The sequence below is a fragment of the Proteus appendicitidis genome, assembly GCF_030271835.1.
GTDB classification, from domain to species: domain Bacteria; phylum Pseudomonadota; class Gammaproteobacteria; order Enterobacterales; family Enterobacteriaceae; genus Proteus; species Proteus appendicitidis.
Genome location: NZ_CP127389.1, coordinates 4,085,655 through 4,105,600 on the forward strand (window position 1 = coordinate 4,085,655; position 19,946 = coordinate 4,105,600).

The window sequence follows — 19,946 nt, forward strand, 5'->3', positions numbered from 1 at the left end:
AATAAGTTACTTTCTTTATCAATTAAATAGGTAAAACAATGCATATAATGCTTTTTAGAAAGCGGAAAATTGTTTCAATCTTCGTATCTCTATCGCTATTTTCTCCTTGTTTTTATCTGCAAGCCAAAGAAGATAAAACCGATCTTGGTCATATTCAGGTTTCAGATAATAAAGAAAAAGATAAACAAGGTTATGCTCAAGTTTATGAGAAAGATGTCTCTAATGTTTATTTAGGTAAAGAGCTATTAGAGCGTTATCAGGGGGTATCACCAGCGGACTTACTAAAAAGTGCGATTGGTGTTTATAGTGGTGAAGCACGTAATGGTGGAGCGCTTGATCCGAATATTCGGGGTATTCAAGGGCAAGGGCGAATTCCTGTTACTGTGGATGGAACAGAGCAGGCAATTACCGTTTACCGTGGTTACAGTGGGGCATCTAATCGTAACTATATTGATTCTAATTTGATTAGTAGTATCTATATTGAAAAAGGTCCTTCATTAACCCCGGATATGAAAACCGGTATCGGTGGCGGTATTGCAGTAAAAACCTTAGATATTCGAGATATTGTGCCTATTGGTGACTCTTTTGGAATTAACTTTAAAGGGGATATTAGTAATAACTCTACACGATATAAAGAAGTTTATATGAATATGACTGAAGATTATCGTAAATATCCAAATTTCTATCAGCAAAATGCATACCTTATTGATCCTGCTTTAGAAATCACACCTCAAAAAAGTAAAATAAAAAACTTTCGAGATTATTCTTTTCGTTTAGGTATCGGTTTTGAAGAGGAAAAATTTAATTTATTATTTGCCTATGCATTACGAGAAAAAGGTAATTACTTTGCAGGAAAAAGAAATGCCAAAAATTATAGTGAGACAGATAAAGACTTACTTGAATCAGTTCATGTAAGAGACGGCGCAAGAAATTTTGAGCCTTATTTACCGTTTATTGCTCATATTTATCGACCTGATAATGAAGTACCAAATACCTCTAATCGTAGTCGCTCTCTTTTAGTCAAAGGGGCATTATTTCCTGAATCAGCACATCGTTTTTCCATTAATTACCGATACACTGACTTACTGTTTGGCGATATTATGCCATCACGTTTAAGTTGGGTTCGTTATGATAAAAATTTAGTAAATCAATGGCCTTTAGGAAATATTACACAACAAGCAGGAATATTAACTTATCAATATAAACCAGAAGATAAAAAAACAGACTTATTATTAAGGCTATGGGGTAATTTAACCTCAGGTCATACCAATACTCGTGGTGGTAAACCAAGAGAGCCGAAATATGTAGATTTCAATATTAATAACTGGAATCTTAATATCGATACTGGATTTATTGATACATCTTCTCTTTATCAAGAAAATAATCGTTACGGTATTGACTTATCATCAATACTTAAATTATCACCTCAATTTTCTATTTCATTTTCCAGTAACTATCAATTTGAAAAATTAGATAGCGATGAAATTAACCTGCCAGAGGGGCTTGATTTTGTTACCGCAGGGCGAGCAGGGCAACGTCATGAAATTAATTTAGCCCTTTCCACTGATTGGAAACCGCTTTCTTGGTTAGCTATTACTGCTGGCGGTAAATATCATTATTATCATTTAACAGATATTTTTTTAAATAATAAGCGACAAAATAAAGTAAAGGGGTATGAGAAAACACCTTCTGTTAGAGGTTTTGTACTTCCTTATCGACGCACATTAACTGCGGAGGAGTATTTATTATATAGAGCAATTCACCGGATTGATGTGGAGACGTTACCTGAAGAGCTTAAAAATTATCGACGTTATCCAGAAATAGACAAAAAAGTGCGTGAGTTTTTACACTCTAAATTTGTTTATCCTGAATATGAAAAATTATTACCTGAAATAAAAGAAAAGATTATTAATAGTCATGAAGTTAAAAGAATTCAGGTTGATATGATGCAAGAAGATTTTCTTCGTGATGAACAAGGAAATCTCAATATAAAATCTGCCCAAAAACGCCTTATGATCAGGGAACATACCGTTTTACTTTATGATGAAAATGGCGAATTACCTAAAAGTAAAAATATGTTCTTAAACGGTTATTTTAATATCAATGAAAAAGTACCTGATCCAATTACAGGTAAATTAGTTAATAAATATGAAATGGGGGTTTCTAAATCAATCCCTATTTATCTTGACGATAATAAAGATAAATTTTTACCTGAACCTAGTTATCAACATGGTGCATTTTCACCCTTGGTATCTGCAACGGTGTATGCCAACGATATATTGCGTTTTTATGGACGCTATACTGAGCAACTGCGTTTACCTAATTTATTTGAAGATACTAGCGGATTTTCAGGCTCTAAAGCCCGCTATTATGGTTTTAAATTAAAACCAGAACGAGCCAAAAGTACAGAGTTTGGGTTTGTGTTTGATTTTACCGATTGGCTTAATATAGAGCGCCATGCTGACGTTAAAATTAATTATTTTTATACCAATATTGAAAATGTGTTTGATAGAGATGCGAATTGGCAAATTAGGCAATTTGAAAAGCAAAAATTAGAAGGGTTGGAAGTTCAAGCACGTTTTGATAACGGTTTTATCTTTATGGATACCGCTCTCGTTTATAGTCATAAAAATAAGGTATGTGATAAAAATGCTTTTAGTAACTATGATCCCTTTGGTTTCTTAGGTATTAAAGAGTGTATGACAGGGGGATATCCCGGTGGTTTTTTGCGTACCTCTATTCAGCCTAAATATTCGGTTAATTTACATTTAGGTACTCGTTGGTTAGATAATAAATTAGAAATAGGTAGCCGCTGGCTCTATTCATCAGAAGTAGAAAATAAAGATGAAAAATGGCTAAAAGAAAAGTTACCAAGAGAAATGTACGGTCAAAATAATAACCCGATGCGTTGGGCAGAAGTCTTTACCGTTGATGCCTATATTAACTATCAATATAGCCCTAATTTATCTTTTGAAATAACGGGCAGTAATTTATTAAACGAATATTACATTGATCCATTAACGCGATCAGGTATGCCCGCACCGGGAAGAACGTTCCGATTAGGTGTTACTGCACAATTTTAATTAAAAGAAAGTAAGGAGCTTTTATTTATGTTGGCACTTTCTGTCAGGCATCCGCTTAATATTTATTATTGGCTAATAGGGATATCGTTAGTTTATATCACCATATTAAGTTGGGTGTTACGTTCACTTTCTATGACAGAAAGTGCGCACCATATTCATCAGCAACAAGAAAATACATTATCCGTTTACCAAGTGGTATTTTCACCTCCCCAACAATCGACAGTCGTACCAGAGGCTTTAGTGGAAACGGAACCTCAAGAAACGCCCGTTGTTTTACCAAGTGCCGAAAAAGGAGAGTTTGTTGAAGCACCCAAGAAAATACCTGAAAAACCCAAAGAAAAACCTATACCCATAAAACCAATCACACCAGTGAAAAAGCCAGTGGCGCAAGAAAAAGTAGAGCCGTTAAAACAGACTGATTTAGAAAGCCAAATAGCGCAAATGACATCCGAAGCATCGGCAGAAAGCTTAACGCAATATACTGCAAGCTCGTTAGCAGGAAGAAGTCATGCATTAAGTGAAAATGGAATAGGGCAAGGTGAATCGGATAATCACTATATTAGTTCACTGCGTCGAGAAATAGAACGTCATAAACGTTATCCTTCACAAGCACGTCGTATGCAACATGAAGGTCAGGTAGTGGTGAGTTTTTCACTAACATCAGAGGGTGCGGTTTCAAGGATTGAGATAGAAAGTACTTCTGGTATTTCTTCTCTTGATAATGCGGCTATTGCTGCGGTTAAACGCGTAAAACCCATCGGCCCTAAACCCGAAAGCTTATTAAATCCTTTAGTTGTTTCATTGGATTTTCAATTAAATTAATAGGATAGATAAAACACCTAAAGCACAATGGCAATTTAGGTGTTTTTATCAGAGTTAATTATTAGAACAGCACCGTCATATCGGCTAATACTGTATTGGGATTAGAAAAGTGCAAATGAAAATAGAGATTTGATTCATTTTCACGGGGAAATAAATATTCTAGTTCAAGCTGATAGGTACGAAATAAAGCTTTATTTCTTGTAATTGGATGATTAAGTAAAGGTGTTATTTTATAAACGATATTGTTCTGATTTAGGCCAAGAGAAAAGGCATTTGAAGCAATTAAAGCACCGCTAATGGCATCACCAGTTCTTACTGAAATTAAAAGTGTTTGTTCACTTTCAGCAGCGCACTGTAATAACACCTTCATTTTTTGTGTATTATCTGTTTTTCCAATCGTTTCTTCTGATGGTAAGCAAAAATAGGCTTCTTTATTTAGCAAAATACAGTTTTTACCCACCAGCATATCACTATAACCAAATAGAGCTTTACTTAATTGTGTATCAAACCCATGATTTAAATCCAATTCATAGCTTTTTTGTGGTATCGGTAAGTGGTTTTTAGTTTCTAGCGTAAGAGAAGCATAACCGTCATAAAAACGGAATATAGGCGCAGATTCTATTAGCCGAGAGTCTGATTTAGCATTGCATTGTTCATCATTATGGTTGCTTAAATAAAGATTTATACCATTAAAACAGTAACCGGGAATATTCATATAGTATTTATAATATCGATTACCTGCTCCAATGATAAAATGACCATTATTCACATCATCAAGTACCATATAGTCTAATTTACCCTCAAGGGCATTAGAAATATAACGTACAGAAGGGAAAATTTGATCAGGTGATAAATATGACTTACTACTATCTGGCGTAAAAAAGATTTCTGTTTTTAATTCATCATTTCTATCACCAGTTACACCATAACAACCTTCATATTGATAACTATCTTTTACTTTTTCAATACTTAAGTAATTGTGTTTAATACGAATAATGGTATTAGCATGAGAATAAGCTTCCATACTTTGCAACATAGATGTTCTATGTAAAATATCTTTGCCAATAGCGAAATAGGTATCGTAATAATTCAGATTGGGATAGTGACTATAATCATTCCCATAAAGCTCTAAACTATTCCAATGAAATAATGGTGTATTAAATTCAATTTCAAAACTGTGTTTGACCCAAGATTGATAATAAGAAAGGCCAGAGGTATAAAGACCTGATAAAAAAGTATTACATTTATTATAGTCATCTTGAAATACATTAGCCGTTTGTTTATAAATTGCAGAATGAATAGCCGTATTGAATTTATCGATACTGTCTCTTAGGTTTTTTAAATTACTTTTAAAGTAGTCGTCTTCCAATTCAAGTTTATCTCTATTCGTTAAGATATCGCAATGTGCCGCAACAAAAAGGGCGCAACAGTGACAATAAAAAGGTAATCCCGCTGATTGCGCTAAATTTAATACTAAGGGTTGTTGAGAAACGATGATATAAATAACAGCATCAAAATGGTTGAGTACTTGTTCCCGTAAATCTTTTTTTTGTTGAGTCGAATAATTCATTGTGGGATCAAGATAACGAGCAAATGAATCAGAAAATAACTGATAAACGTTAGATATTACCTCTGTGGTGAATTTGATTGTCTCAACGTTATTCTCAGCGATTTTATTATCAATAATATGAGAGATATGTTCGATAATTTGCTTAGCTGATGATTCATTTTTCATATTTTTGCTCATTAGACCAAAGAGTGCAGCGGTGATTTTTGATAAAACACCACCGGCAACAGGCACTAAACTAATCATATGCCCAATCACTGTTTGGCCTACAACCATTGGAGCATTTAACGGATCTTGCTCATTAAATCTATCAACAATCGTTGGCAATGTATTATCGTTGCGATTTATCATATCTAGCATGCCATTTTTGAGATCTTGATAATTAATACTGATTAATGGTGTGGTTGCTGGTAATGATGATGGGCTAATTAGTATTTTTAACGGATTAAAATGCATAATGAAGCTCCTTATTTAAAAATTAATTCCATTTTTCACGGTGTAATAATTGAATATTGTCCCTTATTTTTTTTATCGTTGATCCCCAACGGGATTGATCATCATTAGGATCATTATTATCTATGTCTTTTAGCCTCCAAGGTTGAGGATCGGACATCACGATAATATTGTAGTTTGTTGGTTGTGTTGAACTCATCTTTATTTCCTTTCTTGTGTTGTTGTCCTCTCTTTTTTGCATCAAATTTCATATATTAACAATTTCATTTATTATCATGGGGTTATGATAAATTAAACGTATTTCATTTAGCAGGTATGATTAGGTTCTTAACTCTCATTTCATTAAGGTATGACGATGTTTAGAAAGAGAGAGATAAAATTTATTATCTGCCTTAATCCGTGTTTTTTAATTTGGTGATAACACTATATAAAGTGTTTTTTGTGCGCTCATTCTCATTTTTCCTATCACAACCCCACAAATCCATGTTGTTAATGATATTGATTATGATTAACATTAATAATTACGTTTATTATTTAAAGTAAAGATTATTTACTTGGAAAGTGGTCATGTTTAAATCCGTTGTCTCTATTGCCTGTCTTTTTCTTTTTTCTTTTATTGTTAATACAGCAAATGCTTTTGATGTTGGCGCTGATAGCCAATCTTGGCCTCGTACTTTTACAAGTGTTGATGGCACTAAAACCGAAATTAAAGCAAAACCACAACGTATTTTATCTGCATCGGTTTCTATCACCGGAACGCTTCTTGCAATGCAAGCTCCTGTGGTTGCAAGTTCAACTGCAGCCAATGGTCTGTTTTTTGCCCAATGGGATAAAGTAGCAAAAGAGAGAAATGTTGAAAAACTGTGGTCTGCGGGCAGTGTTTCATTAGAGATGGCTTATCTTTATGCACCTGATTTAATCGTTGTTTCTGTAAATGGGGGAGATACGGTTTATCCTCAAGTTGAGCAATTTAAACAAATCGCGCCTACCATTGTTTTAGATTACGGCAAACAGAGTTGGGAAAGCCTGGCTTTACAATTAGCACAAGCCACTGGACAAGAAAAAGAGACAGATACACTATTACAGCGTTTTGCAAATATAGTAAAAGAGGGGAAAGACGCGCTACAACTACCAGAAGGTCAGGTCAATATTATCTCTTATTTTGGTGCCGGTACTGTTAACCCTGTTTCACTAACCACCAGCCCTCACGCCGTATTATTACAACAACTCGGTTTTACCATTGAAAGCGCAGATCTCGCTTGGCAACCGAAAGATAAACCTGTTTCAGATTTTGTGTGGGCTCAATATGAGCATTTAACACAACTCACCGCACCCACAACGTTTCTATTAAGTGGAACCGCTAAAGAAGCCGATGTATTTATGGCTGATCCTATTCTTGCCAATTTACCTTCTATAAAAAATAAGCAGGTTTATGGTTTAGGCGCAAATTCATTTCGTATTGATTATTACAGCGCGCAAGAAATTATCAATGAGATGGTCGCGCGTTTTAGTAAACATAAGCAATAACGTATGTTTACTTCTCACCACAACATAAAATGGGGAATAAGAGGCGCTATTTTCCTCTTGTTCTCTTTTGCACTATTAAGCTTATTTGTAGGCAGCCGACATGTTTCTATGTACACGACATGGCAGGCTTTTATCGATTTTGATACGACAAATAGTGAGCACTTATTAGTGCGCTATCTACGTTTTCCTCGCACATTATTAGCGATAGTTATTGGCGTCGCATTAGGCGGAGCTGGAACATTAATGCAAGCTCTGACACGTAACCCACTTGCTGATCCCGGTTTGTTTGGCATTAATGCCGGAGCCATGGTTGCGATTGTCTCTTTAATTGCGCTAACGGGGATCACTGATGTCACTATTTACATGTGGTTTGGTTTATTAGGAGCTTTTTTCGCAGGTATTGGTGTTTATCTTCTTGGTGGGATAAGGCATGGGCTTAATCCTGTAAGAATGGTGCTTGCAGGTGTTGCTCTCTCAGTGGTTTTACTCGCTATCACACAGCTTGTTACGGTAAATAGTGATGAACGTGTTTTCGATCAATTCCGTCATTGGGTTGTGGGTTCATTACAAGGACGTAGCTTCGATGTGTTGTATCCAATTACTGTATTGGTGGTGATTGGAAGTGTGATTGCTTATTCACTTACTCGTTCATTAGATATCGTGACTTTAGGTGATGATATTAGCCATGCGTTGGGAGCTAATCAAAAACGAGTTTGGTTGTTATCAGCTTTTGCCATCGTACTTCTTGCAGGAAGTGCAACTGCAGCGGTTGGTCCTATTAGCTTTTTAGGATTAACCGCTCCTCATTTTGCTCGTCGTTTAGTCGGCGCTGAATATCGACGTATCTTACCGATGTCGATGTTGATTGGTGCATTAGTGATGTTAGTCGCAGACTGCTTAGGGCGGTTAATCGGTACACCAGGGGAAATTAGCGTCGGTATTATGATCTCACTGATTGGTGGACCTTTCTTTATCTATCTCGTTAAACGTTGGCGGATCATTACATTATGAAACCTAAAAATAATGAGATTATCTGCCAATTGGGTACATGGTCTTGGATCTTATCTCTAAAAGATATCATCATCGCCTTTATTTTGTTTTTATTGATGATTTCTCTCGCTTTTTTAGCCTTAACAACAGGTAAGTTTCCCATCGAATTTTCTACATTGATAGATATTGTTGTTGGACAATCAGAAGGTGGCATCAAAGAGAAAATCGTAATGGATATTCGCTTACCTCGCCTACTTACTGCAATGGGCGTTGGGGCTGCATTAGGTATTTCAGGCGCTATTTTCCAGTCGATTTCTCGTAATGTTTTGGGTTCACCGGATGTTATTGGTTTTACAACAGGTGCAGCAACGGGGGCATTACTTCAAATCATTATTTTTAATGGCACGGTTGTGGATATCGCTATTTCTACGTTAATAGGTGGTATGGCAACGGCGTTAATTGTTTATCTACTGTCATTAAAAAATGGTGTTATGTCTGGTTACACCATGATTTTAGTCGGTATTGGCATCGGTGCCATTTTACATGCCTTTAATGGTTTATTGTTGGTAAAGGGCAATATTGATAATGCCATTATGGCTAATCTCTGGCTTGCAGGTTCGCTAAATGCGCGTACTTGGCAACACGTTTATCCTACTTTTATTGGTTTACTGATCCTTGTTCCACTTATCATTTTTTATGCTAAGTCATTAACGTTAATGGAAATGGGAGATGACATGGCACAGCAATTGGGTGTCCATGTGGGTAGAGTGAGATGGGTGATGATTTTTAGTGCCGTATTACTTGCCTCATTAGCAACAGCCAGCGCTGGGCCAATTGCCTTTGTTGCACTCGCTGCACCTCAATTAGTGATCAGATTAAGCCAGTCAGGAAAACTACCCATTGTAGGCTCTGCGTTAATGGGATCACTCCTTTTACTTTCTGCTGATGTGTTATCACAAAACCTACCCATCAATATTACGATGCCTGTTGGTTTAATGACGGGGGTTATTGGTGGGCTTTATTTGCTGTGGTTACTGACAAGAAAACAGAGAACTTAAAATAATAATAAAGGAAGTAAATATTTACTAACTTAAGGATGAGTCATGGGATGGTCGCCAAAAAGACTAATTAAACATTTGGGATGTAATGAGGGTATTTTATAAATCGTCTAATGGCATGCTCTATGGCATGAAAGGTATAGACTTATGTCTACAGTTCTTACTCTACACGCTAAAAAAGCGACAATAACAACACTTGTGCAAACAGCTTTGTTAGGCACTTTATGTATTGCCGTTCCTAATGTAAATGCACAAGAAATAGAAAAAACATCAACGTCACAAGATAACAAAAAACACGATGAAAAAGTGGATGTATTAATTGTGACGGGTGAAAAACTGAATAAATCTATCTATGACACAGGCTCCAGTGTCACAGTCTATGATGCGAAAAAAATAGAAGCTATACCCAATGCAGATGTGAATACATTACTACAAATGACTCCTAATATTGTTGATAACGGGAATAGTAATGCGTTACCTGCCATTCGTGGTGTTGATGGTTCAGGACCTGCACAAGGTGCCATTGCTTTTTTAGGTGGTACACGCCCAAGAGTTAATTTCTCTGTTGATGGTCGCTCATTTACCTATAACGAATTTGGCTATGGCGCTCAATCATTATGGGATGTAAATACGGTTGAAATTTTCCGTGATCCACAAAGTTATGTTCAAGGTCGTAATGCTATTGCGGGCGCGATTTTGGTTAAAACCCAAGATCCAACATTCTATTGGGAAAATGCAGTAAAACTGGGTGCGGGTCAGCAAGATTTTCGTGAATATGCGGTGATGACGTCAGGTCCACTGATTGAAGATAAATTAGCATTTCGTTTTACCGCAGAAAGACAAGAGCGTGAAAGCTTTGTGCATATGGATAAATACTCGCCAACGGGTGATCCGCGCGATATCCATTCCAATACATTTCGTGGAAAACTGCTTTATGACTCTTTAGATAATCCTGATTTTAAAGCCAAGCTAACCGTTAGCCATCTTGATAGTCGATCACCGCAAAATGAGGCCAATATGGCGAGCAATTTAGCGCCAAATGCACCCTCACGTTTTCGCCCTGTGATTAAACGTAAAACAACGAGTGGTATTTTAAATACAACATGGGAAGCCAATAATAATTTAAGTGTAGAAAATACACTGATTTATACCGATTTCTCAACGCGTCGCTTAACTGAAGCACAAAGCCCTCGTGCAGATATCGATGCGAAAGAGTTTGAGTTTGAGCCAATGTTACGCTTTAAAACAGACAGTGAAGCATTAAGTGGGATTTTTGGTCTGCGTTATTTCCATGCTAAACAAGATGAGTTTGTGAATATCTTTGGTGGTAGTTACTTTGACGATAAAACAGAAACGGCTTCGGCTTATGGTTCATTAACTTATGCGTTATTCCCTGAAATTGATGTCACCTTATCAGGGCGTTTTGAACGAGAGCACCACACGCGTAATGGGGGAAGTAAAGCCGTTGCTATCGATTTTGATGAAACCTATAACACGTTTCTCCCTAAAGCGGATATCGCATGGAAACCCGCTGTGAATCAAACTGTCGGTTTTGCTGTTGGTCGAGGTTATAACGGTGGTGGTGCGGGTGTGACTATTGGTCAGCCGATTGTCACTTATGTGTATTCACCTGAGTATGTGTGGAATTATAGTCTCTATACACGTAATAACCTGTTGGATAACAAGTTAAGTGTGATGACGAATTTGTTTTACAACGACTACAAGGATATGCAACTGCCTTTCTATTTAGGGCCAAATTCTTCCACTATTCGTAATGCGAAAAAAGTTGAAACTTACGGTGCCGAATTAACAATTGCTTATCAACCAATAGACTCTCTTGAGTTAAATACAGGTGTTGGTTTATTAAAAACTAAAATCAAAGACTTTGGCAACAGTGGTATTGAAGGAAAAGAGTTAGCCCGAGCGCCAAGTTATACGGCGAATGTTGGTGCTAAATATCAATTAACACAGGCTATGGATATTAGCGGTAATGTTCAGTTTTCGGGGGATTACTTCTCGAATGCGAATAATGCAGATAGTGGCAAAGTAGATAGTTTCTGGTTAGCTAATTTGCAGCTTGGCTATAACTTTACATGGGGTAGAACAACGTTATTTGCCCAGAACTTATTTGATTCAGATAAGCGAATTCTTATTCCTGATAATAATAAAGATACCGCTATTTACCAGCGTCCTCGCATGATTGGTGCTTCAGTAGAAGTTCGTTTCTAAATATAAATCACAGCAAAGGGTGATGTTTATTTATCACCCTTATTTTGCTTAATGTGATCATTTAATAAAAAGACAATGTTATGCACAATAGCCGATTACAGACACATTCTTTACAGTTGGGATATCAACAGACAACGATTTGCCACGATATTTCGCTTTCTATTCCTGATAAAAAAGTTACCGTCATTATTGGTCCCAATGGTTGTGGTAAATCAACGCTATTGCGTAGCTTGTGTTGTTTATTAAAACCATTATCAGGTCATGTTTCATTAGATGGTCTGCCTTTAACGACATTGCCAACCAAAAAACTGGCTCGCCAAATCGCGTTATTACCACAAACGATGCAAGCGCCTTCTGGGATCAGCGTGGCTAATTTAGTGGCAAGAGGACGCTTTCCACATCAAAGTTTTATGCATCAATGGAGCCGAGAAGATAAGTTAGCCGTAGAAACAGCAATGAAAGAGACAGGGATTGTAGAATTTGCAGATAAAACGGTAGATTCGCTATCTGGCGGTCAACGGCAACGTGTTTGGGTCGCGATGATATTAGCGCAACAAACAGAAATTTTGCTGTTAGATGAGCCAACAACGTATTTGGATATCGCTTATCAAATTGAATTACTCAATATATTTCGAAAGCTCAATCAGCAACAAGGACGTACCGTCGTTGCCGTTTTACATGATTTAAACCAAGCGTGTCGCTATGCAGATAATTTGGTCGTGATGGTGAAAGGAAAAATCATTGCGCAAGGGGAGCCAAAATCTATTATCAATCAAGCGTTAATTAAACAAGTTTTTGATTTGGAATGCCAAATTATTCCTGATCCTGTTGTGGGAACACCAATGATTGTACCTTGCTAACGATATTGCTAACTACGCTACTGACTGCGTTGCTGAGAAACAAAAAGCGGCTTTAGCATGACTAAATACCGCTTTTAGATTTAGGTTAGCATAAATCAATTACGCTGTTTTCGGCCATTTATTGGCAACCCAAAGCCCACTCATTTTCATCGAATAACCAAATAAAACGCCAACGATTAATGAAGGAATGGTTTGAAAGAGATCCCCTTGAGCAGCAAATATCGTGCATGCGCCAATAAAGGTGCCAGGAATATAAGCAAGTAGCGTACTTTTGGCTTGAATGCACATAACAAAGGCAATAACACCGGTGACAGCATAGCCAAAAATAGAAATATCACTAAAGACTTGGCTACCATAAATAATCGCCAATGCCCAAATTACGCCACTCATTATGGTCGCCATAGTAACGGCTAATCCTTTAATACCCTCTTTAGGATAAGCAAAATAGGCGGTACAACCTAAAAAGCCAGCCCAGCTTAATAAGTCAAATTGATTAGCAACAAATGCCCAAATGGCAGAAAGAATACCTGTTGTCAGCGCAGTAAAATAAAGCGTTCTCACGATAGACTCTTAAATACAAGGGGGATATTTACCCAGTTAACTAAAGGCGAAGTTTAGCATTGTCATTAGTTGATTTACTATATTTAGATCATTAAAAAGCATAATTAAGATGCGTATTTATGCGATATTTAATATCTCTTTTTATTAGAAAAAATAAAAACAGAAAGTAAACGTTTGCGTTGTCGAAATAGTTAATTAGTAAATAAATTAATTTCTAGATTGTTTAATAGAGATTATTAATAAATGAATCATTATTATTTAATAATATGAATATAAAAGGTAAAAAGAAAATAAGTGAATTATTTTTAATTTGCTTTTTCTTGAAAAAGTTTCGTTACTAAGCGCAATGTCGATCTCTTATTATTTACCTGCTATAACAGTTAAAAGCATATTTACACGGTATAGCAGGTAATGGCTAAATAGTCGCTAATCGTGTAGAGCGTGCTTTCATACCATTCAATATTGTATTGCTAATCTCAGTAGGGAAGTCTTTAGGAAGTTGTTGTTTTACACGTTCTATTACACTGTCCATTTCTGTATAAAAATAATTAAAAATATCAGTCAGTAATGAACGTTCAAATCCAACAGTTTCGGCAGTTTTATAAAAGTGACGAGGGAATATTTGCTCTATAGCGTATTTTTTACCACGGCTTGCTTGTAATCCCATTGCGAGTTTTGCATCTCGTGGATTAAGCCCTCTCCCTCCAAAATTGGGATAGATAGACATAATGTCGTAAAGAGGAGTGAGATGAAAACGCCCTTCTTGGTTGATAAAAACAGAAAAATTCTTTGCATGCCCATCTGTTGCAGCCAAAAGCCAAAACAGTACTTGTGCCTTCATAAAATGAAAACGGTCTTGATCGGCATTTGATGAGCCAAGTAAATAACTCATGATATCGATAATACCTGGCCCGCCTTCGTTTTCATATTTTAGGGCTGAGGGTATATTTAGAATTTGGCAAAAATCTTCTTGGGGTAAACGTATTATCCACGATTTATCTGATGAGTATTTTCTATCAAAACGTTCTACAGCAAGCGCTTTAATATTTTTTGTTTTAATAATAGAGCAGTGAGGAACAGAGAGACCAAATTCTTTGGCAATTAAGGTACAAAGATATTCATTTTCTACACTATTCGATAAATCCATTGTATAGGAATGACCTTCAATAACACCAATGGGCAGCTTAATAATATGTGTAGTCGGCGTATTATTGTGTGGCACACACCAATGATCATCTTTTAAAAGTAATGCCGTTTTTTCTTGCGCGCCAGCGATAGAAATTCTGAAATCAGTATACTCTTCAAGCATACCAAGTGGAGTACTGGATTGATATCCTAGCAGAATTCTCTCCAGTTCAGATTCGTTAAGTTTGCTATATTCTATTTTTTTGATATTAGCTGGCGTACTTCCATGAGGAAGTAACCTTAATGCACCGACGGTATCTGCACCAACCGCAGTTAATAGATCAAATGGTTGGTTTGAATTCGCATTATAGCGAGTCACAATGCGATTTCTAATTTCAGTATTATCAGGTAAAAGGTTATCAAAGAAATTATAGACGCAATCACCTTGATATTCTTGCAGTTGCAGTGGCATAGAAAGAGAAATAGGACGACTTCCTTGTTGGTTAACCCATTCTTCTGCATATTGAAATGAATGCGCCCCTGAGCTTTTTTTAGTAAAAATGCCCACATAGTATTCATTCATATATACATCAAGGCTTGCCATTTACCACTCCTCTTTCCATTCACTTTTACGTGCTAAACTATTTTTAGCATCTTTAGGATGAATTTCCATCTCTAAATTCAGTGCAGAGAGCAGCTTGAAAAAGGTTTCGAGTTTGGTGGAATTAGGGTTAAGTTCAAAATTGGAGACGGTGTCTTGTCGAATTCCTACTTTTTGAGCGACTTTACCTTGAGAAAGCTTTTTTGTTAATCGTACATCTTTTAGATGCACGCTGAGTTGATAGGCGTTAATTATGATCATCATGTTCTACCGGTTATAGGCGTTAAAGTCTAATATACCGGTTATAGCGTGTAGTTCAAGACTTAATGGCTATAGCGTGTAGATTTGATTTTACCTGCTATAACCGTTAAAAGCATGTTTACACGGTATAGCAGGTAAATATGAGTGATTACTTCCCAATACAGAAACTAGAGAAAATACGACCTAATAAGTCATCAGAGGTAAATTCGCCTGTGATTTCGCTTAATGCTTGCTGAGCCAGTCTTAATTCTTCTGCCAATAATTCGCCTGATTTTGCATAAACCAGTTGCTCATGACCTTGTTGTAAGTGCTCTGCTGCAGTATTTAAGGCTTGTAGATGGCGACGACGCGCTAAGAAACCACCTTCTGTATTACTATTAAAGCCCATGGCTTCTTTTAGGTGATCGCGCAGCAATTCAATACCCATGCCATCGCGTGCGGATAAGCGGATCATCGGGTAATTACCTTGTGCCGTGATCTCGACATTTTCCCCTGTTAAATCTGATTTGTTACGAATAACAGTAACAGGCAAGGTATTTGGCAAACGAGCCATAAATTCAGGCCAGATATCTTCGGGTGTTGTGGCATCGGTTGTGGTGCTATCAACCATAAATAGCACTCTGTCTGCTTGCTCAATCTCTTTCCAAGCACGCTCAATACCAATACGTTCAACTTCATCACTGGCTTCACGTAAGCCTGCTGTATCGATAATATGCAAAGGCATACCATCAATATGAATATGTTCACGCAATACATCACGCGTTGTGCCAGCAATATCGGTAACAATCGCTGCTTCTCTGCCTGCTAATGCATTCAATAAGCTTGATTTACCCGCATTAGGGCGACCCGCGATAACTACTTTCATCCCTTCACGTAACAGGCTACCTTGGCGAGCTTGAGCACGAACATCATCTAATTCAGCAATAACAGCGTTAAGTTTTCCTTCAATGATCCCGTCAGAAAGAAAATCAATCTCTTCATCAGGGAAATCAATGGCAGCTTCAACATAGATACGCAAGTGAGTTAATGACTCTACCATTTCGTTAATATGAGAGGAAAATGCACCTTGTAATGAATTAATCGCTGAACGTGCCGCTTGTTCTGAGCTGGCATCAATTAAATCGGCAATGGCTTCGGCTTGTGCTAAGTCGAGTTTGTCGTTTAAGAATGCGCGTTCAGAAAATTCCCCAGGATTAGCAATACGCACACCGGGAATTTGTAAGATACGTTTTAGTAATAAATCCAGAATAACGGGGCCGCCATGACCTTGTAGTTCTAGAACATCTTCGCCTGTAAATGAGTTCGGATTTGGGAAGAAAAGGGCGATACCCTGATCAAGCACTGAGTTATCATCATTGCGAAATGGCAGATAATCGGCATAACGAGGTTTAGGTAATTTACCTAAGACAGTTTGTGCCACAAGTGCCGCTTTAGGGCCAGAAACGCGCAGGATACCAACACCGCCTCTTCCCGGAGGTGTGGCCTGAGCGACGATAGTATCAGTGCTATGCATGGTGTACTCGCTTAATCAGAATCATCATATCAATATAAAAAACAGAAGGCGGTCATTGTAGACCGCCTTCGCTATTTTATGTCACTTTCCTTTGAATGTAACCAAGGAAGAGGTTTTTCCTCATGTGACCTTATTTTTTGTCTCTGCTGTGTAAGCCACGTTTTTCCAGACCGCGGTAAATTAACTGCTGCTGGATAATGGTCACTAAGTTACTGACGATATAGTACAGAACCAGACCTGATGGGAACCACAGGAAGAATACGGTAAATACAACCGGCATAAAGGTCATGATTTTTTGTTGCATCGGATCAGTCACTGCTGTAGGAGACAGTTTCTGAATGACGAACATTGTCACACCCATTAATAATGGCAGAATGTAGTACGGATCTTGCGCAGATAAGTCTTGGATCCATAACATAAATGGCGCATGACGTAATTCAACAGAACCCATTAGCATGTAATACAATGCAAGGAAGATTGGCATCTGGATAATTAGTGGTAAACAACCACCCAGAGGATTCACTTTCTCTTGTTTGTATAACGCCATCATTTCTTGGCTCATACGTTGTTTGTCATCACCAATACGTTCACGCAGTGCAGCCAGTTTTGGTTGCAGTAAACGCATTTTCGCCATGGAGGTGTACTGCGCTTTAGTCAGCGGGTACATGATACCACGAACGATAAAGGTGATCATGATGATGGAGAAGCCCCAGTTACCGATAAAGCTGTGAAGGAATTTCAACAGTTTAAACAGTGGCTGAGAGATAAACCATAACCAACCGTAGTCTACAGATAGGTCTAAATGTGGCGCAATAGCTGACATTTCTGACTGAATTTCAGGACCAACCCATAATGTTGAGCTGATATCAGCACTGCTATTTGGTGCAATTGTCACCGGCGCTGATTTATAACCAATCAGAGCAATAGATTTGTTTTCTAAAGTGATAGAGTAGAAGTTATTGTTCTGACTCTCTTTAGAAGGAACCCATGCTGTTGCAAAGTACTGTTGTAACATTGCAACCCAACCATTATTGGTGGTTAGAGATAAGTTTTTATCTTCGATATCACCAAAGCTGTATTTTTTATAGTTGGTTTCATCTGATGAGTATGCCGCACCACGATAAGTGTGTAGCGCAAAGTTGCTGCTACCTGTATCACGGCTTTCTGGCAATTTAACAGATTGTTTTAACTGACCGTAGAAGTTCATGGTCAATGTTTTATCTGTTGTATTCTCAATTTTGTAATCAATACCGATATCGTACTGACCTTTCTTCAGAATGAAGGTTTTGACGAATTTTACGCCTTCTTCATTTACGAAAGTCATAGGTACACGTAATTCATCTTGGTTTTCACCAAGTACAAATTCGTTTTTATCAGCACTATAAACTGGGCGAGATTTCTGATCTGGACCATCAGGGCCGATTAAGCCACTTTGAGCCTGATACAGGAATTGTGGTGTAGTTTCCAGTAAACGGAAAGGTGTTGTCGAATTAAGCTCGGCGGGATAGGCTAACAAATCAGCCTCATCGATAGTACCGCCCTGAGTATTGATGCGAAGATCAAGTACGTCAGTTTTTACGGTAATCAATTTTGCCTGCTCATTGCTGTTACCAGTTACAGCAAGACTATCACTGCTTGGCACGTCCGCTTGTTGCGAGACCTGTGCGGTAGTGGTGGTGTTTTGTGAAACTTTATCACCCTCCCACTGCTGCCAGATCAGGAAAGAAACGAACAGCAAAGCGATGAATAGAAGATTGCGTTGCGAATCCATCGTTAATTTTCTCTGTTATCGTCGTTTTTTCTAGGTGGGACAGGATCATCACCACCTTCGTGTAAAGGGTGGCATTTTAATATGCGTTTCACTGTTAACCAACTACCTTTTATCATTCCAAACCTGCGCAATGCCTCAATTCCGTAATTAGAGCACGTAGGATTAAAACGACAACGAGGCCCCAACAGAGGACTAATCCCCAGTTGATAGCCCCTAATCAGCAAGATCAGGACTTTTGAGCCAAGCGACAATGACGACGCCATAATTTACCCAACACTTCCGTCAATTGATGGTTATCAAGTTCAGCAACCCCTTTTCTTACTAATAGCACAAAATCCATCGGCGGTAATTCGTGCTGATGTAAACGAAAGTATTCACGGGCTAATCGTTTAATACGATTGCGCTCATGAGCACGTTTAACGTTTTTCTTTGCGATTGTTAGACCGATGCGGGGATGCCCCAGCTCATTCTGGCGACCCAAAATAGTAACTTCTGGAGAACTCGCACGTTGTGGTTGCTGGAAAACAAAATTGAAATGCTTGGGAGTTAACAAACGTAACTCCCTTGGAAAAGCGAGCTTAACCACGGAATGGTTAGCTTTTATTATTTCGAAGAAACGGTCAGACGAGCGCGGCCTTTCGCACGACGGCGAGCCAGAACCTGACGACCATTTTTAGTGGCCATACGAGCGCGGAAGCCGTGGTTACGGTTGCGCTTCAGTACAGACGGTTGAAAAGTGCGTTTCATGGCGATTTCTACCTACTTAATATAATTACTGATTCAGCAAATGCGTTGACAGACAGGCGTGCAATAAATAAACAAGCCGGTACTTCAATCGCAGCATCAATGATGGAAAGATGCGGGATTGTAATAAAATCACTCAAATGCGTCAATGAAGATGACGCTTTAAGTACCGATTTTTGTCGTCTTTTTTAGCAAACCCGATAATCAATCCTGACTTATGCGCAACGAGTACGCTTATTAGCGACCTAAAAAAGGTCTTAATAAGTGACTTTGTTGGTACAAGCACGCAGGGTGCAAGATTATACGGACTCATGGTGAAAGCGCAAGGATCTTTAGTGGATCAAATGAGAGATATTTGATCGCTTTCTATAAGAAAGGGATATTTATGTGAAGAGAAAGTTATCCCCAATTGCTATTTATAGGGTGACTCAAGTACACTAGAACGCCTTTGCATATTTCATTTGGTGAATTATCGTAAATCAGCAAGCCTGTGGATAAAAACCATAAAAACTGTGCAAAAGAAAGAGGATCTTCGTTTCATTTTGCGATATGATCCCCCGTCACGATCAGAATAGCCAGTCTGCGATCGTGAGTCACGATGTAAAAAAATCGTTGTCACCAAGAGTTGTTCCTTATTAAGAATTGAAGAGGAACGGTGTTGTGCACTTTGTATTTAGGCGCACAGTGTTTAACTGCATTGTTTGATTGCATTGTTTAACTACATTGTTTAACTGCATTTTTCCTGTTTATTTTTTAGTCTTGTTTTTTAGGGGAGTCCGCC

Annotated in this window: 17 protein-coding genes; 7 read left to right on the plus strand and 10 right to left on the minus strand. The window is 37.9% G+C overall.

Annotated elements, in window-relative coordinates; genetic code table 11:
* The first annotated feature begins 38 nt into the window (after positions 1–38).
* Both QQS39_RS18580 and QQS39_RS18585 read left to right on the plus strand, forming a co-directional pair.
* Positions 39–3,083 (plus strand): TonB-dependent receptor domain-containing protein, encoded by a 3,045-nt coding sequence (locus tag QQS39_RS18580; RefSeq protein WP_285805147.1) that lies wholly within the window; start codon positions 39–41, stop codon positions 3,081–3,083.
* Positions 3,084–3,110: 27 nt separating this feature from the next.
* Positions 3,111–3,905, plus strand: a complete 795-nt coding sequence (locus QQS39_RS18585) for a cell envelope integrity TolA family protein (protein WP_285805148.1) — start codon at positions 3,111–3,113, stop codon at positions 3,903–3,905.
* Positions 3,906–3,966: 61 nt separating this feature from the next.
* Here QQS39_RS18585 and QQS39_RS18590 read toward each other — a convergent pair whose 3' ends face one another.
* Together QQS39_RS18590 and QQS39_RS18595 are read right to left on the minus strand one after the other, a co-directional pair.
* Complete coding sequence (locus QQS39_RS18590) at positions 3,967–5,928, minus strand: insecticidal delta-endotoxin Cry8Ea1 family protein (protein ID WP_285805149.1); 1,962 nt, start codon at positions 5,926–5,928, stop codon at positions 3,967–3,969.
* Positions 5,929–5,950: 22 nt separating this feature from the next.
* Positions 5,951–6,124 carry a hypothetical protein gene (locus QQS39_RS18595; protein ID WP_285805150.1) on the minus strand — a complete coding sequence of 58 codons (174 nt, stop codon included), beginning with the start codon at positions 6,122–6,124 and terminating at the stop codon, positions 5,951–5,953.
* A 368-nt stretch (positions 6,125–6,492) separates the two neighbouring features.
* On the opposite strand from QQS39_RS18595, the gene fepB reads away from it, so the two are divergent.
* From fepB to QQS39_RS18620, 5 genes are all read left to right on the plus strand, one after another.
* Complete coding sequence (gene fepB / locus QQS39_RS18600) at positions 6,493–7,452, plus strand: Fe2+-enterobactin ABC transporter substrate-binding protein (protein ID WP_285805151.1); 960 nt, start codon at positions 6,493–6,495, stop codon at positions 7,450–7,452.
* Positions 7,453–7,455: 3 nt separating this feature from the next.
* Positions 7,456–8,463 carry a FecCD family ABC transporter permease gene (locus tag QQS39_RS18605; RefSeq protein WP_151436526.1) on the plus strand — a complete coding sequence of 336 codons (1,008 nt, stop codon included), beginning with the start codon at positions 7,456–7,458 and terminating at the stop codon, positions 8,461–8,463.
* Positions 8,460–9,500 carry a FecCD family ABC transporter permease gene (locus QQS39_RS18610; RefSeq protein WP_151436527.1) on the plus strand — a complete coding sequence of 347 codons (1,041 nt, stop codon included), beginning with the start codon at positions 8,460–8,462 and terminating at the stop codon, positions 9,498–9,500. Before QQS39_RS18605 ends, QQS39_RS18610 begins: the two co-directional genes overlap by 4 nt.
* Positions 9,501–9,647: 147 nt before the next feature.
* Positions 9,648–11,729, plus strand: a complete 2,082-nt coding sequence (locus QQS39_RS18615) for a TonB-dependent receptor (protein WP_285805152.1) — start codon at positions 9,648–9,650, stop codon at positions 11,727–11,729.
* A gap of 80 nt (positions 11,730–11,809) precedes the next feature.
* Positions 11,810–12,589: an ABC transporter ATP-binding protein gene (locus QQS39_RS18620; RefSeq protein ID WP_285805153.1), complete on the plus strand. Its 780-nt coding sequence runs from the start codon at positions 11,810–11,812 to the stop codon at positions 12,587–12,589.
* 99 nt (positions 12,590–12,688) lie between these two features.
* Here the strand turns inward: QQS39_RS18620 and QQS39_RS18625 are convergent, their stop codons facing one another.
* The 8 genes from QQS39_RS18625 to rpmH form a co-directional block, all read right to left on the minus strand.
* Positions 12,689–13,150 (minus strand): DUF1097 domain-containing protein, encoded by a 462-nt coding sequence (locus tag QQS39_RS18625; RefSeq protein ID WP_151436530.1) that lies wholly within the window; start codon positions 13,148–13,150, stop codon positions 12,689–12,691.
* A gap of 415 nt (positions 13,151–13,565) precedes the next feature.
* On the minus strand, positions 13,566–14,879 hold the full coding sequence (locus QQS39_RS18630) for a type II toxin-antitoxin system HipA family toxin (RefSeq protein ID WP_285805154.1): 1,314 nt from the start codon (positions 14,877–14,879) through the stop codon (positions 13,566–13,568).
* Positions 14,880–15,137 carry a helix-turn-helix domain-containing protein gene (locus tag QQS39_RS18635; protein WP_151436533.1) on the minus strand — a complete coding sequence of 86 codons (258 nt, stop codon included), beginning with the start codon at positions 15,135–15,137 and terminating at the stop codon, positions 14,880–14,882.
* Positions 15,138–15,285: 148 nt separating this feature from the next.
* Positions 15,286–16,650: a tRNA uridine-5-carboxymethylaminomethyl(34) synthesis GTPase MnmE gene (gene mnmE, locus QQS39_RS18640; RefSeq protein WP_023583363.1), complete on the minus strand. Its 1,365-nt coding sequence runs from the start codon at positions 16,648–16,650 to the stop codon at positions 15,286–15,288.
* A 130-nt stretch (positions 16,651–16,780) separates the two neighbouring features.
* Positions 16,781–18,421 carry a membrane protein insertase YidC gene (yidC, locus tag QQS39_RS18645; protein ID WP_151436534.1) on the minus strand — a complete coding sequence of 547 codons (1,641 nt, stop codon included), beginning with the start codon at positions 18,419–18,421 and terminating at the stop codon, positions 16,781–16,783.
* A gap of 2 nt (positions 18,422–18,423) precedes the next feature.
* Positions 18,424–18,684 (minus strand): membrane protein insertion efficiency factor YidD, encoded by a 261-nt coding sequence (gene yidD, locus QQS39_RS18650; protein ID WP_072064717.1) that lies wholly within the window; start codon positions 18,682–18,684, stop codon positions 18,424–18,426.
* Positions 18,648–19,007 (minus strand): ribonuclease P protein component, encoded by a 360-nt coding sequence (rnpA, locus tag QQS39_RS18655; protein ID WP_071788569.1) that lies wholly within the window; start codon positions 19,005–19,007, stop codon positions 18,648–18,650. Before rnpA ends, yidD begins: the two co-directional genes overlap by 37 nt.
* Positions 19,008–19,024: 17 nt before the next feature.
* Positions 19,025–19,168, minus strand: coding sequence for a 50S ribosomal protein L34 (rpmH, locus tag QQS39_RS18660; RefSeq protein WP_004246509.1), 144 nt, complete (start codon positions 19,166–19,168; stop codon positions 19,025–19,027).
* Positions 19,169–19,946 lie beyond the last annotated feature (778 nt).